The 14,662-nt window shown below is 67.8% G+C and carries 10 protein-coding genes; 5 read left to right on the top strand and 5 right to left on the bottom strand.

Annotated elements, in window-relative coordinates:
* Positions 1-6: 6 nt before the first annotated feature.
* Positions 7-1,470: a DUF58 domain-containing protein gene (locus QRM96_RS14665; protein WP_285320085.1), complete on the top strand. Its 1,464-nt coding sequence runs from the start codon at positions 7-9 to the stop codon at positions 1,468-1,470.
* Positions 1,467-4,010, top strand: coding sequence for a transglutaminase TgpA family protein (locus tag QRM96_RS14670; RefSeq protein WP_285320086.1), 2,544 nt, complete (start codon positions 1,467-1,469; stop codon positions 4,008-4,010). Before QRM96_RS14665 ends, QRM96_RS14670 begins: the two co-directional genes overlap by 4 nt.
* A 61-nt stretch (positions 4,011-4,071) precedes the next feature.
* Here QRM96_RS14670 and QRM96_RS14675 read toward each other — a convergent pair whose 3' ends face one another.
* Both QRM96_RS14675 and rsmI read right to left on the bottom strand, forming a co-directional pair.
* The gene (locus QRM96_RS14675) at positions 4,072-5,571 is read right to left on the bottom strand and encodes an NAD-dependent succinate-semialdehyde dehydrogenase (protein ID WP_109863442.1); all 1,500 of its coding nucleotides are present in this window, start codon (positions 5,569-5,571) and stop codon (positions 4,072-4,074) included.
* 183 nt (positions 5,572-5,754) lie between these two features.
* A complete protein-coding gene (gene rsmI / locus QRM96_RS14680) occupies positions 5,755-6,630 on the bottom strand; it encodes a 16S rRNA (cytidine(1402)-2'-O)-methyltransferase (RefSeq protein ID WP_018762946.1) in 876 nt (291 codons plus the stop codon).
* A gap of 45 nt (positions 6,631-6,675) precedes the next feature.
* Between rsmI and QRM96_RS14685 the strand changes: the two genes are divergently transcribed.
* Positions 6,676-8,400: a dolichyl-phosphate-mannose--protein mannosyltransferase gene (locus tag QRM96_RS14685; protein ID WP_285320087.1), complete on the top strand. Its 1,725-nt coding sequence runs from the start codon at positions 6,676-6,678 to the stop codon at positions 8,398-8,400.
* Between the two features lie 67 nt (positions 8,401-8,467).
* Positions 8,468-10,297 carry an AMP-dependent synthetase/ligase gene (locus QRM96_RS14690; protein WP_285320088.1) on the top strand — a complete coding sequence of 610 codons (1,830 nt, stop codon included), beginning with the start codon at positions 8,468-8,470 and terminating at the stop codon, positions 10,295-10,297.
* Here QRM96_RS14690 and QRM96_RS14695 read toward each other — a convergent pair.
* Positions 10,288-11,400 carry a TIGR01906 family membrane protein gene (locus tag QRM96_RS14695; RefSeq protein WP_285320089.1) on the bottom strand — a complete coding sequence of 371 codons (1,113 nt, stop codon included), beginning with the start codon at positions 11,398-11,400 and terminating at the stop codon, positions 10,288-10,290. The two genes, QRM96_RS14690 and QRM96_RS14695, sit on opposite strands and share 10 nt — an antisense overlap.
* A 124-nt stretch (positions 11,401-11,524) precedes the next feature.
* Positions 11,525-12,517: a stage II sporulation protein M gene (locus QRM96_RS14700; RefSeq protein WP_206073945.1), complete on the bottom strand. Its 993-nt coding sequence runs from the start codon at positions 12,515-12,517 to the stop codon at positions 11,525-11,527.
* 87 nt (positions 12,518-12,604) lie between these two features.
* Between QRM96_RS14700 and QRM96_RS14705 the strand changes: the two genes are divergently transcribed.
* Positions 12,605-13,405 carry an RDD family protein gene (locus QRM96_RS14705; RefSeq protein ID WP_018762941.1) on the top strand — a complete coding sequence of 267 codons (801 nt, stop codon included), beginning with the start codon at positions 12,605-12,607 and terminating at the stop codon, positions 13,403-13,405.
* A 1-nt stretch (position 13,406) separates the two neighbouring features.
* Here the strand turns inward: QRM96_RS14705 and QRM96_RS14710 are convergent, their stop codons facing one another.
* Positions 13,407-14,645 carry a L,D-transpeptidase gene (locus QRM96_RS14710; RefSeq protein ID WP_285320090.1) on the bottom strand — a complete coding sequence of 413 codons (1,239 nt, stop codon included), beginning with the start codon at positions 14,643-14,645 and terminating at the stop codon, positions 13,407-13,409.
* Positions 14,646-14,662 lie beyond the last annotated feature (17 nt).

Below are 14,662 nucleotides of genomic sequence, written 5' to 3' on the forward strand. Positions count from 1 at the left end.
CGGACCATGGCGTTCCTGGACAAGCTTCCCCGGCACCTGTTCACCAGGCGTGGCTGGGGCATGCTTGCCGCCGGGGCGTTCGCACTGGCCGCCGCGCAGGTCATGGGGCGCCGGGACCTGTTAACGCTGGCGCTGCTGCTGTTGGTGCTGCCGCTGGTGTCCCTGGCAGGAATCCGGCTGGTGAAACCGAAATTCCGGGTGTACCGCGAGTTCAATCCCTCACCCGTGGAAACATCCGCGCCAACCATCGTCCATTTGGCGGTGGGCAGGACGGGCCCGGGAACCGGCCAGGTGATCATGGAGGAGCGCCTGCCCCCGCACTTCGGCCAGGCGCCGGCTTTCCGGTTTCCTTCCCGTTCCGCAACTGGCGGCACCAGCCGCTACAAATACCACTTGACGTCCGGCTACCGCGGCTTGTTCCGGATCGGGCCGGTCACGGCGGAGTTCACCGACCCGTTCGGACTGTCGCTGCACCGCCAGGCCATCGACGGCGGCGACATCCTCACCGTGACGCCGGCCGCCGTCGTGCTGCCTGCCACGGCGCTGGACGGAGCGCGGGGCAACGACGGCGTCACCGCCACGCGCACCCGCGCAAATCCGAGCGACGACGACGTCATGACCCGCGAATACCGGCACGGGGATCCCATGCGCCGGGTCCACTGGGCCGCCACGGCGAGGCACGGCGAGCTCATGGTCCGCCAGGAGGAATCCGTCACCACGCCGGAAGCCACCATCATCCTGGATCACCGTTCCGCTGCCTTCGGCGGCCCCTCCGGGATGACGATGCCAGGGCTGCCGGGGCGACACGGGCACGGACTGGCCACCAGCGAGACATTCGAATGGTCGGTCGTCGCCGCCATGTCCGTCAGCGCCCACTTGGCGGAACGCAACTACAGCCTCCGGATCCTCGATGCCGGCGGCAACCCGGCTTTCCTGCATTCACCGTCGTCCCCGGAACCTGGGGCCGACGAGTTCAGTGGCACCTCCGGGCTGCAGTCCATAGCCGAGAGCCTCGCCGCGGTCCATCTGTCCGGGCCATCCCACACTCGGCGGGACACTGCGGCCCGGGACGCCCAGGGCCGGAGCAGCCGGCGCCGGGCCGCCGGCGGAGGGCAGCCCCCGGGCGCGGACCAGGAGCCACCGGCCTTTGACGACCACCTGATGGACAAACTGGGCGCACACAGGATGCGCGGACCGTTGATCGCCGTGCTGGGAAGGATCAGTGCCGAGGAGGCGACGGCGTTGGCACCGGCCGCAGCCTACGGAACCAACGCATTCGCCCTCCTGGCCGTGGACAAGCCGGCTGACTTCCACGGCGTGTTGGACGTGCTGCGGCAGAACGGCTGGCGCGCTGCCGCCGTGACGCCGCGTACCGCTCTGGCGGCGGCCTGGGGACAGTTCGACGAGGACCCTGCCGTGCCCGTGGCCCCGGCGTCCGAGGTCCGCCGTGGAGCAGGAGTAGCCACATGACAATGGCACCAGCCCGGCCTTCAGGCATCGGGAATGAAGCCCGCAACCAGCCCGAACCGCCGGCCCGGCGTCCCCAGGCCGGCGCTTATCCGTGGGCCATGGCGTTGGCGATTTCGGTGGCTGTCTGCGGGGCGGCCTTGTCTCTAAACGGCGTCCTTCGGGGCTGGAACTGGTTCTGGCCCGTCCTGACCACCGTGCTGACGGTCAGCGTGGCCCTGGCGGCCCTGCGTTCGGTCCGAGCCCAGCCCCTCCTGGTCACGGCAGGCGGATTCATCTCACTGGCTGCCGTCCTCACGCTGACGTTCTTCCGCGGCTCAAGTTTCCTGTGGGTTATTCCGACCGGCGCCACGCTCCCCGACCTTGACCGGTTGATGCGGCGGGCCAGCGAAACCGTCCTGTCGGAGACAGCGCCGGTGGCTCCCAACGCCGGAATCGTGATGGTGGTCTGTGCGGTGCTGGGCCTCGCCGTCATCCTGGTCGACGCCCTGGCCGTGCCCCTCCGCATGCCCGCCGCCTCAGGGGTGGGCCTGCTGGCGCTGCTGGTGGTTCCCGCCATGATCAAGCCCCAGAGCGTGGGCGTGTGGAGCTTCGCTGCCACGGCGGCCGGGTACCTGCTGATCCTGGCCTGCAGCCAGCGGTTTGCCCCGGACGGACAGCTCCAGTCCGGCGCGCCCCGCAGCCCCGGCTTGGCAAGGCGGGCAGCCCTGACCGGAGCCGCGGCCATGGTGGCCACCCTGCTGCTGCCCCTGGCGATTCCCGGTTTCGACCAAGGCACGTTCCCGCAGGGGTCCAGGCTCAACCCGTGGGGCGGCGCCACCGGCCTGAACCCGATGATCACGCTGGGCAGCAGCCTGCGCGCACCGGACGGGAGCGGTCGGATCACCTATGCCACGAATTCCCCCACGCCGCTCTACCTGCGTTCTGTCACCGTGGACAATTTCGACGGCGACTCGTGGGGTCCGGATGACCGCACCGCGTCCCGGGTCCCGCTGGACGGGCGGATCGATCCCGGTTACGCAGTCCTCGCGGACGAGCAGGTGCGCCTGGTCACCGCCGTCGACACCGGTTCCTTCACCAGTCCCTACCTGCCGGTCCCATATGCGCCCGAAACCATCCGGGGCCTCGGCGGCGAGTGGACCTGGGACCCCGCCACCCTCAGCATCAAGGGCACCGACACCACCACCCGGCGACAGGAGTACGTCGTGACGTCGACCGAGCCAAAGCTTTCGGCCGCGCTCCTCGCCCAGGCGTCCGGCCCCGTCCGGGGAATCCCTGACGATTTCAGCCGGATTCCGGGAAATGTCCCGGACATCGTCAAGGCCACCGCCAAGACGGTGGCCGGCACTGCAGGGACGCCGTACCAGAAAGCGATGGCCCTCCAGAGATACCTGCGCTCGTCCGAGTTCACCTATTCCCTCCAGTCCCCGGTCCAGGGCGGCTATGACGGGAACGGGCTCTCTGTCCTGGCGGATTTCCTGCAGCAAAAGAGCGGATACTGCATCCACTACGCCTCCGCCATGGCCGTGATGGCGCGGCTGGAAGGAATCCCCAGCAGGATTGCCGTGGGATATGCCCCGGGCCGGTTGACCGGGGCGACCATAACCGTGGCCGGGCAGGGTGCGCTCCCGGAATACGAAGCGGACGCCCGTGACGCCCACGCGTGGCCCGAGCTGTACTTCCAGGGCCTGGGCTGGGTGCCGTTCGAACCTACGCCGTCGCGGGGCGTGGTCCCGGACTACGCCACCGACGCGCCGGTGCCCGCCGTCCCGGATACCCTGGGCAACAATGACGGCCTCGTCCCTGACGCTGCCCCGGCGCCCTCCGCTACCCCGAGCGCCACGGCCTTGCCGCTCCCCGGCGGGACGGGCGGTGGCGAGGGCGGTTCGGCCGGCGTGTTGCCGTGGCTCCTCGGGACCGCAGGCGTGCTGGGCGCCTTGCTCCTGGCAGCCGCGCCGCACCTGGTCCGTTCCGGGACCAGGACGCGCCGGTTGAATCCGAGGTCCCCGGGCCAGGCCGTCCCGTTGGCGTGGAACGAGCTGACGGACCTTGGCACCGATTACGGCGTTCGAGCCGCACCCAGCGAGACTCCACGGGCGTATTCCGCCAGGTTCCGGCAAACACTGCTGGGTGAACCCGGCGGGTTGGACCATGAAGCGCACCAGGCCGTGGCGTTCCTGACATCCGCCTTCGAGCACCACCGGTATGGCCGGCCGGACAACAGCTCCCCGGCAACCAGCCTGCGGGGTCACCCTGCCGGCCAGGACATCCAGGCCGGGGTCACCGCGCTCGTGGACTCCCTCCGGCAGAACGCCACCCTGCCGCGCCGCCTGCGGGCGGAGTGGCTTCCGCCGTCCGTCATCCGCCGCTTGGGCCTGCTGCTGGGCTTGCCGTTCCGGGCAGCCGGCAGCGGCATCCGGAAAGCCGCCCGTGCGGCCGCCCATTCCCGAAAGAGCCGTGCCGCCGCAACGTCCGGGGCACCGGTGGCGGGGCGTCGGGAAGCAGCGGCGGACGACGGCGTTCGCGGGCGGGGCAGGGGCTGAACGCAAAAGTGCCGGCCGGGAAGGATCCCGGCCGGCACGTGCGTCATTGGAACCGCCGAAGCTATCCCGCGTAGGGGTCGGCGATGCCGATGTACTGGGTGTAGAGGTACTCCTCGATGCCTTCGAGTCCGCCTTCGCGTCCCAGGCCGGACTGCTTGACGCCGCCGAACGGTGCGGCAGCGTTGGAGATCACGCCGGCGTTCAAGCCGAGCATGCCCGTCTCGAGCCGCTCACCCATCCGGAGGCCGCGGTTGAGGTCCTTGGTGAAGACGTAGGCCACCAGCCCGTACTCGGTGTTGTTGGCCAGCCGCACGGCCTCGTCCTCGGTGGAGAAGGTGATGATCGGGGCGACGGGCCCGAAGATCTCCTCCGAGAGGATACGGGTGCCTTCGGAGACGCCGGACAGGATGGTGGGCTGGTAGAAGTAGCCCGGGCCCTCGACCGGTGCCCCGCCCAGCACCGCCTTGGCGCCGGAGGCGACGGCGTCGGAGACCAGTTCGTGGACCTTGTCCCGGCTCTTGGCATCGATCAGCGGGCCCACCTTGGACTCGGGTTCGGTGCCGCGGGCGGTGGTCATGTCCTTCATCTTCGCCGCGAACTTCTCGGCGAATTCGGCGGCCACGGATTCGTGCACGATGAACCGGTTGGCTGCGGTGCAGGCCTCACCCATGTTGCGCAGCTTTGCCAGCATCGCACCGGTAACGGCCGCGTCCAGGTCCGCGTCCTCGAAAACCAGGAACGGGGCGTTCCCACCCAGTTCCATGGAGGTGCGCAGCACAGTTCCGGAGGCGTCGGAGAGCAGCCGGCGGCCCACCTCGGTGGAACCGGTGAAGGAGAGCTTACGCAGTCGGGAGTCCTTGATCAGGGCCCCAGTGGTCTCTCCGGCCGTGGAGGTGGGGATGAGGTTCAGGACCCCGGCGGGCAGGCCGGCCTCCTGCATGACGGCGGCGAACAGCTGGGACGTCAGCGGCGTCAGGTTGGCGGACTTCAGCACCATGGTGCAGCCTGCGGCCACCGCCGGGGCGATCTTGCGGGTGGCCATGGCCAGCGGGAAGTTCCACGGAGTGATCAGCAGGCAGGGGCCTACCGGCTTCTTGGTCACCAGCAGCCGGGACTTGCCGTCAGGGGAGACCGAGTACCGGCCGAAGGCCCGGACGGCTTCTTCGGAGAACCAGCGCAGGAATTCGGCTCCGTAGGTGACTTCACCGCGGGCTTCTGCCAGCGGCTTGCCCATCTCCAGGGTCATCAGCAGCGCAAAGTCCTCGGCCCGTTCGGTGACCAGCTCGAAAGCGCGGCGGAGGATTTCACCGCGTTCACGCGGGGGCACCTTGGCCCAGGATTCCTGGGCCGCAGCGGCAGCGTCCAAGGCCGCAGCGGCATCGTCCGCGCCGGCGTCGGCAATGCTCAGCAGCACCTTGCCGGTGGCGGGATCCTCTACGTCGAACGTCTTGCCTGAGGCGGCGTCGCGCCACTCACCGTTGATAAGCAGCCCGGTGGGAACAGAGGCCAAAAGCCGGGTTTCGCGCTCGGCGGTAACGGCCGGCTGTGCAGTGACAGTCACGATGACTCCCTCGTCAGTAGGGTTTCTGGCAGCCCCGCGCCGCGGCCGGAGTGACCGGGATCATTGGGCTGATTAACAGCCAGACTACTGCGGGCCCCTCCCCCGGTCTACGCCGTTGCGCACTGCCACATCAGCCCCACGCTGTGCATCTGCACAGATTCGAAGGCATGCCGGGAGAGGCTGCTACCGGGCGGCGAGCACTGCCGAGTAGAGCTCGCGCTTGCTGACCCGGACGTCCTCGGCCACGGCGGCAACCGCTTCCTTCAACCTGATGCCTTGGGCCACCAGCTCGTTGACGGCGGCCACATGGTCCTCCGGCTTGCCCGCCGCCTGTTCCGGAGCCCCGCCGAGGACAACGGCGATCTCGCCGCGGACCTCGTTCTCTTCGGCCCACTGGAGCAGTTCGCCGGTGGTTCCCCGGATCACTTCCTCGTACGTCTTGGTCAGTTCCCGGCACACCGCGATGGGCCGGTCCGGACCGAACCGTTCGCGCAGCGCCCGGAGCATGGATTCGAGGCGGTGCGGAGCTTCGAAGAACACCATGGTGCGGCGTTCCGCGGCAAGGTCGGCCAGGCGCGACGCGCGTTCGCCGGCCTTACGTGGGAGGAAACCTTCAAAGCAGAACCTGTCCGTGGGCAGGCCGGACAGGGCCAGTGCCGTGAGGACCGCGGAGGGACCCGGGACGGCGGTGACTGGAAGCCCGGCCGCGATGGCGCCCTCCACCAGCCGGAAGCCGGGGTCCGAGACGGCCGGCATGCCTGCGTCGGTCACCATGACCAGCGTGCTGCCGGCCCGCACCTGGTCAAGGAGCTCTGCCGTCCTGGTCGCCTCATTGTGTTCGTGGTAGCTGATGACGCGGCCGGACACTTCCACGCCCAGGCTCTGGACCAGGCGGTGCAAGCGCCGGGTGTCCTCTGCCGCCACGATGTCGGCGGTACCCAGCAGTTCCACGAGCCGGGCAGAGGCATCACCGGTATTCCCGATCGGGGTGGCGGCAAGGACGATCCGTCCCGTCGTTGACGGGCCTGGATCAGGAAGGGGGCTGGGGTTCGGGTCCACCCGTCAAGCCTACTGCTGCCGGGTCTTCCAGCCGCAAAAGGTAGCATGGGGCTCGTGACGCAGACCTCGACGCGGCCGGCCGGCGCCGGTGAACCCACCCCGCCGCCCTCCCCGGCCGCAGCCGCGGTAACTGCTACGGAGCGCGGGGAACACGCCCTTCGGTGGGTCAGCCGGCCGGAGGAGGCGTTCACCGTCCAGGCCCTGACGGCACGGCTCCTGGGCGCACACGCATCCTGGCGGGACCACCCGGCGTCCCTGCGACTGTGGTTCATCCTGGTTCCGGTCCTGACGGCGCTCATCGGCGGGGTCCTCCGGTTCGTGCGGCTCGAGGTACCGCACAAGCTGGTCTTCGACGAGACCTACTACGTCAAGGACGCCTACTCCTACCTCATCAGCGGCTATGAGCGCAGCTGGCCGGACAAAGCCAACGACTCGTTCAATACCGGCAATCCGGACGTCCTGCTGAATACGCCCGAATACGTGGTGCACCCGCCGGTGGGCAAGTGGATGATCGCGGCAGGTATGTGGCTCTTCGGGCCGGAGAATCCGTTCGGCTGGCGCTTCGCCGCGGCGCTCACGGGAACCCTCACGGTGTTGCTCGTCTCGCTGATCGCCTTGAAACTGTTCCGTTCGCTTCCGCTGGCGGGCGCGGCCGGACTGCTCCTCGCCGTCGACGGCCACCACCTTGTCATGTCCCGCACATCGCTGCTGGACGTCTTCCTGGCGTTCTGGATCCTTGCAGCATTCGGCGCCCTGCTCATGGACCGGGACGACGGGCGCCGCCGGCTGGCGGCCCGGCTGGCGCGGATTGCTGCCGCGCACGGCGGACAGCCGCCGGGCGGGGCACTGCTGGCCGGGCCATGGCTTGGCGTCCGCTGGTGGCGGATCGCCGCCGGGATCTGCCTTGGCCTGGCAGTGGGCACCAAGTGGTCCGGCCTCTTCTTCCTCGCAGGGTTCGGCATCCTCACGGTGCTGTGGGACCTGAACGCACGCCGGGTCGCGGGCATCCGCGGCTGGATCAGTGGCGGTGTCATCCGGGACGGCATTCCGGCCTTCGGCGCGTTGGTACCCGTTGCCGGCATCGTCTACTCGGCCACGTGGACGGGCTGGTTCCTCTCGGACAACGCCTACTTCCGCCATTGGGCCGAGAGCAACCCTTCCACCGAATGGGGCTGGCTCCCGGACTCCGTCAGGTCCCTCATCCACTACCACCTCGAAGCGTACAAGTTCCATCAGGGCCTGAGCTCCGAGCACCCGTACCAGGCGAGTCCCTGGAGCTGGCTGGTGATGGGACGGCCGACGTCGTTCTTCTATGAATCCCCGCCACAGGGCACCCCGGGCTGCGCTGTGGAAAAATGCACCTCGGCCATCCTGTCTGTGGGCAACCCCCTGATCTGGTGGGCGGCGGCCATCTCGCTGGTGGTCCTGCTGTTCTGGTGGGCGGGCCGCCGAGACTGGCGCGCGGGCGCAGTACTGGCGGGCGTGGCAGCCGGATACCTGCCGTGGTTCATGTACCCCGAGCGCACCATGTTCTACTTCTACGCGGTGTCCTTTGAGCCGTTCCTGATCCTTGCCCTGGTGTATTGCCTGGGCTTGGTGCTGGGCCGCGCCACGGACCCGCCCTGGCGGCGGCGCTCGGGCCTGTACCTGGTGGCGCTCTACCTGGCCGCCGCAATCCTGCTGTCGGCGTTCTTCTACCCGATCTGGACCGCCGAGGTCATCCCCTATGTCGACTGGAAAGTCCGGATGTGGATGCCGTCCTGGATCTAGGGCAGGATGGCACTAGAGACCTGTTGGAGCCGCCGCCGCGGCGTGGCAGCGGAAACGGAGACCTGCTGTGAGAGAAGCGAGCACGGAACTGCTGGTTGAGCTTGATGCCAACAGCAACGTGACTGACCTGCTGCTGGAGCAGCATGCCGCAAACCCCGCCCACGCGCTGTACCGGCGCAAGGGCCCAAACGGTTGGGTGGACGTTTCCGCGCAGAAGTTCCTCCAGGACGTCAGCGCGCTGGCCAAGGGGCTCATCGCCGGCGGCCTTGAACCCGGCGACACGGTGGCGGTAATGGCCCGCACCTCCTACGAGTGGACCCTGGTGGACTTCGCCATCTGGTTCGCCGGCGGCGTTACGGTGCCGATCTACGAAACGTCATCCGCCAGCCAGGTGGAGTGGATCATCCAGGACGCAGGGGTCCGCCGCGTGTTCGCCGGCGACCGTGCGACGGTGCAGCTCGTGGCCGGAGTCCTGGCAGGTTCCGACGTCCTCAGGGACCGCCTGGTCAACGTGGTGCGGATGGATTACGACGGCGAGGCCCCGGACCTTGCCAGCCTTGCCGCGGCCGGTGCCGGCGTCAGCGACACCGAGCTGGAAAGGCAGCGCAGCCATGCCGGCCTGGCCGATCTCGCGTCCCTGGTGTACACGTCGGGCACCACCGGCAAGCCCAAAGGATGTGAGATCACGCATGGGAACTTCGCGCTGGTGGCCAAGAACATCGTCTCTTTCCTGCCGGAAATCCTGCAGCAAGGCCAGCCTCGCACACTGATGTTCCTTCCGTTGGCCCATGTGCTGGCTCGGGCTGTGCAGGTGGTGTGCCTCACCGCAGGGGCAACCCTGGGGCACACCCCGGGCGCGGCGCAGCTGCTGGAGGACTTGGGTTCGTTCCGGCCGACGTTCCTTCTGGTGGTGCCGCGGATCTTCGAGAAGGTCCGGGCAACGGCGGCCCATAAGGCCGCGGTTGCGGGCAAGGGCCGGCTGTTCGACGCGGCCTCGGCGGCAGCAATCGAATACTCAAAGGAGCAAGACCGGCAGAACCGGGGCGAGGGACCGGGCCCTGGCCTGCTCAACCGCGTGCGGCACGGACTGTTTGACCGGCTGGTCTATCCCCGGCTGCGGCAGGCGCTGGGCGGCGAGGTGGGATACACGGTGTCGGGGGCCAGTCCCCTGGCTTTGGAGGACGCACACTTCTTCCGGGGCGTGGGCATTCCCGTCCTGGAAGGCTACGGGCTGACCGAAACCACGGCACCGTGCACGGCCAACACGCCGACCCGCACCAAGGTGGGAACGGTGGGGATCCCCGTTCCGGGTACCACCATCCGGGTGGCCGAAGACGGAGAGATCCTGGTCAAGGGAATTGGCGTGTTCCGTGGCTATCACGCAAACCCGGCCGCGAACGCGGAGGCGTTCGTGGATGGTTTCTTCCGGACCGGGGACCTTGGTGTGCTGGATAAGGACGGTTTCCTCACCGTCACCGGCCGGAAGAAGGACCTGCTGGTCACCGCGGGCGGCAAGAATGTGGCGCCTGGGCCGCTGGAAGAGAAGATCCGGACCCATCAGCTGGTGGGGCATGCGGTGCTGGTGGGAGACGGGAAGCCGTTCGTGTCCGCTTTGCTTACCCTTGACCCGGAAGGCGTGGCCAACTGGCGGGAGGAGCGTGGCCTCCCGCCGCTCCCCCTCAGCGAGGCAACCAGCGATCCCCAGGTCCTCGCCGCCGTCCAGGAAGCGGTGGACCTGGCCAACCAGCTGGTGTCCAAAGCCGAGTCAGTGCGCACCTTTACGCTTCTCAACACCGAGTTCACGGTGGAGTCAGGACACCTGACGCCATCACTGAAACTCAAGCGGGCCGCCGTGGTCCAGCAGTATGAGGCGGAGATCGCCAGGATTTACGGCTGATCCGCCGGCACCGGCTCCTCGGCGTCCGTGTCCTCCCGGACAATACCGCGCCGGCGACGCGTGGGCCAGGTGAGCACCAGCGTGATGATGGATGCCAGGAGCACCATGCCGCCGATGCCGATGCCGGCGTCGATCCAGAACTGGCTCGGGAACAGCCGGATCAGGGTGTCATCCAGGCTGAAGGTCCAGGACCCGTCGGCAAAGAAGATCCGGTGGAATTCGGTGAAGAACTGCTGCCAGCCCAAGGCTGCCAGCGTGCCCAGGCCCAGGATCAGGACGAGGGTAATGATCGAACCGGCGAAGAGGGCGCGCCGGATTCCGCCGGTGCTGCGCCTGCGCAGGTACACGAGGGCGATCAGGGCGAGGATGAGCAGCGCGGTGCCGGCGCCGAAGGTGGAGAGGATGACCGTCTTGACGTCAGCCATGTGGCTGACCTCGCCGTCCTTGAAGAGCTTTTCGCCGCCGCGCTGCACCAGGTCTCCCAGGTACCGCGGGCCGGCCCAGTTACTCAGGTAGTCAACGGCGTAGGAGCCGTAGGTCATCCTGTCGTCAGTGCTGAAGCCGTATCCGTCGCCGGGGAAACCGGGACGGTTGTATTCCACCCAGAGGAAGAGCGGGCTGGTCACTGCCCGGACGGCCAGGATGAGGAGGATGAAGGGGTAGATGACGGCCAGCAGGACCTGCATGACGCGGGGGGCAACCGGCTTGGCGTTCGCGGCGCTTTCGCGCTGGGCGTTGCGGCGCTCCACTTCTTCCTCGGGCGGCCGGACGTGCAGGGCGGAGGTGGGAAGCGGTTCCTTGAAGACCGGGCCGGCTGAGCCGCGCGGCTCCTTAACGGATGTCCCGGCCGCCGCCTGCGAGGACCCGTCGGCCGAAGATCCCGTGCCGGAGGAGCCGACGGCGGATTCCGCCGCCCGGCGGCCCGCCCTGCTGTCCGCCTGCGGTGCTTTGGTTTCCTGTACAGCGTCTTCCCGGCCGGAAGTCTTACCACCGGCAGGTGTCAGCCAGGAAAACGCGGGCTCGTCGGAATCCCCGGAGGTGTCCAGGATCGGTTCCGGCTGCGGCGCTTCGCTTTTGGCGCGGGCCGGTGTTTCGTCGTTCACAGCAGCGTCACTTCCGTCAGGTTCCGCACCGGTCCAAGTCTGCCGGCGCGATTCATTCTGCCCTCGAGCCTACCGTCCGGAACTTCGGCTGGGCGAGGAACCACCCCGTCTGGATTACAACGATTCAGGCAGCGATTTCCGTATAGCCCGCGTCTTCGCTGCGAAGGTCGCCGCGTTCCCCTGCCAGGTAGGCCCGACGGCCCCACACCAGGACATAAAGCCAGTACGCTGCAAGAACCGCCGCGCCGATGCCAATCCTGGCCCAAGCCGGCAGCGGGCTGGGCGTCACGAAACCTTCCACGAGGCCCGAGACGAACAGCACCAGGACCAACCCCAGGGCCACCGTAACCAGCGACCTGCCCTCTTCCGCCACGGCGCGGCTCCTGGTCCGCGGACCCGGTGAGACCATTGCCCAAAAGATGCGCAGGCCGGCAGCGGATGCCACAAAGACGGCGGTGAGCTCCATCAGGCCGTGCGGCAGGATGTAGCTGAAGAAAACATCGGATTTGCCGGCAGATGCGAAGATCCCGGCCGCAATTCCCACGCCCTGTGCGTTGTTGAACAGGATCATCGGCACCCAGACGCCGGTAATTCCGAGGGCCACCGCCTGGGCGCAGATCCAGGCGTTGTTGGTCCACACGGCCCCGGCGAAGGATGCTGCCGGATTTTCCGAGTAATAGTTGATGAAGTCCTGGTCGACATACTGCGCGGCGGCGGATTCGGATGCCACCGCACGGAGGGCATCCGGGGACGTTCCGATCCACGCCGCGTAGGCGGCAGCGACGAGGACGAAGACTGCCCCGCAGGCCATCGTGAGCCACCTCAGCCGATACAGCGCAGCCGGCAGGGCCGCCACGAAGAACCTCGCAAGGTCTGCCATCGCGTTGGACCGGGCACCGGTGAAGCGGGTCCTGGCCGAGGCGAGCGTGGCGGAGAGCGAGGCCGACAATGCACTCTCGGGTGCAATGGAACGAACCAGTGACAGGTGCCCGGACACGGATTGGTACAGGGCCAGCAGTTCGTCGGCCTCGGCACCCGTGAGCCTGCGTTTGGCAGCGAGCTCCTTCAGCCGCGACCACTTGTCCGCGTTCACGGCGGAGAAGGCGTCCATATCCACGGCTACAGCCTAGCGCCCGGCATTAGACTTTGACCGTCCGCACCCATGCGGTCGTCCGCATCACCAGCTGCGAAGGGCAGGGACGCAGTGAGTCCAATCATCACCGGCGAAGCAGTCGTCCTCGAACTTCGGCCGGCCACCTTCGCCGCCCGCGCTCTGGGCCTGGTCATCGATGTCGTCTTCCATGTGGTCCTGCTGGTGGGATTCATGTTTGGCCTGGCCGCCGCCGGCAGGGACCTGGATGAGGCCGCCGCGCGTGCGCTGGCCCTGACCGCCGCGGTGTTCTGCCTCGTCGTCGTCCCGGTGGGGGTCGAGACCCTGAGCCGGGGCAGGTCGCTGGGCAAGTTAGCCACCGGCCTCCGGGTTGTCCGCGAGGACGGCGGCAGTATCAGGTTCCGGCACGCGCTGATCCGGGGACTGACGGGATTCCTCGAAATCTACCTGACGTTCGGCGGCCTGGCATGCGCGGTGGCGCTCTTCAACGACAAATCCCGCCGCCTGGGCGATATGTTGGCCGGCACCTACGCGGTCCGCAGCCGGGTGCCTGCCGACGCAGCAATCCGCGTGTTCGTGCCGCCGCACCTGCAGCCCTGGGCAGCGGCCGCGGACATCGGCCGGATTCCGGACGCCACGGCCCGCAGGGCGGCGCAGTTCATTCGCCAGGCCGGCCGGATGGCGCCGCAGTCCAGGGCGCAGATGGCCGCGGCGATCGCCTCCGAACTGTCGTCGCACGTATCCCCCGCACCGCCCCCGGGGACCGGCCCTGACCACTTCCTGGCCGCCGTCGTCGCCGAGCGCCGGAACCGGGAGTTCACCAGGCTTTCTGAATCGCGCCGCCGAAATTCCTCGGTGGGTCAACGGCTCCAGCGGCTGCCGTTCAACGGCTGACTCAGTTGGCGTACTCGTTCCACGGGATGTTCCAGTCGCCGTAGCCGTCAGTGTTGGCCGCGTAGTCGCCCTCGGTGTTGATGATCTGGACCACGTCTCCGGTTCCCATGTTGTCGAACACCCAGGCTGCGCCATCGGGCAGGAATCCGATGCAGCCGTGGGAGACGTTGGTGTTCCCGATGTAGGGGTAGGCGGATTCGAGCGCCTGGTGGATGTAGGCGCCGCTCAGGGTGAGGCGGATGGTGTATTCGACGTCGGCTTCACCGTAGTAGGCGGGGTCACCGGGTTTCAGCCCGATGGTCGAGGCCCGGAAATGGTCAAACCTGTTCTTCTCCATCAGCACCGCGTATCCCTTGGCCGAAGGGAACCGTTTGTCCCCCATGCTGACCGGCAGCGTCTTGACCGGCTGGTCGTTGACGCTGAGCGTGAACGTGTGCGCGGTGGCATCCGCGACCGCCACCTTCTTGTCTCCGATCGAGACGTTGACCTTCTTGTTGAAGTTCGCGATCTGGCCGTTGCCCAGGTCGACACCAAAGAGCTGCATGTCCATGGTGATGGTGGAATTGGCTGCCCAGAAGTTTTCCGGCCGGTACCGGACCATGGTGTCGCTGTACCAGTGGAACGCACCACTCTGGCCTGCAGTGGTGGTGACCTTGATGGCCTTTTCGACGGCGTCGCGGTTGACTACCGGCTCGCTGAAGATGATCTGCAAGGGCTGCCCGACGCCCACCTTCATGCCGTTGAGCGGGTAGATGGCGGCATCTGCCTCATGCGAGCTGGACACTGTGTTGAAGGCCTGGGTGGTGCTGGTTTCGCGTCCGGCCGAGTCCTTGACCACGTACGTGTAGCTGTAGTCCGTGTTGAACTCCAGGGGGCCGGAGGCGGACCATGCCGTCCCGTTGGGGTCGATGCTGCCTTCGACGATTTTCCCGGCAGTACTGGTAAGGGTGACGCGCTGGATGGTCCCGTTGGCCACTTTCAGGGAAACCGGCGCCGCTGGGTTGACCTGCTTTGCGCCGTTGGCCGGCGATGCATCCAGGGTCACCGGGGGCACGATGGGGGAAGCGATTCCGGGCGACGTCCGCAGTGCTGAGGAGGCTTCAGATTCGAGCGGACTCCCAGCAAGGCCCGGTGCGACGGCGGCGAAAACCCCGCCCACGGCAGCCAGGACACAGACGGCTGCTACGGCGAGAATCTTCTTTACGCTCCCCCGGCGGCGGGGCTTTTCCTCAGGCTCCATAGTGTCGATCCTACGTG

This window comes from Pseudarthrobacter sp. lyk4-40-TYG-27 (genome assembly GCF_030209295.1).
Classification (GTDB): domain Bacteria; phylum Actinomycetota; class Actinomycetes; order Actinomycetales; family Micrococcaceae; genus Arthrobacter.

Bases quoted from the DNA above. Each gene is read 5' to 3' on its own strand.
- QRM96_RS14710 (WP_285320090.1), bottom strand. From the start codon at position 14,645: ATGGAGCCTGAGGAAAAGCCCCGCCGCCGGGGGAGCGTAAAGAAGATT.
- QRM96_RS14685 (WP_285320087.1), top strand. From the start codon at position 6,676: ATGGGGCTCGTGACGCAGACCTCGACGCGGCCGGCCGGCGCCGGTGAA.
- QRM96_RS14665 (WP_285320085.1), top strand. From the start codon at position 7: ATGGCGTTCCTGGACAAGCTTCCCCGGCACCTGTTCACCAGGCGTGGC.
- QRM96_RS14670 (WP_285320086.1), top strand. From the start codon at position 1,467: ATGACAATGGCACCAGCCCGGCCTTCAGGCATCGGGAATGAAGCCCGC.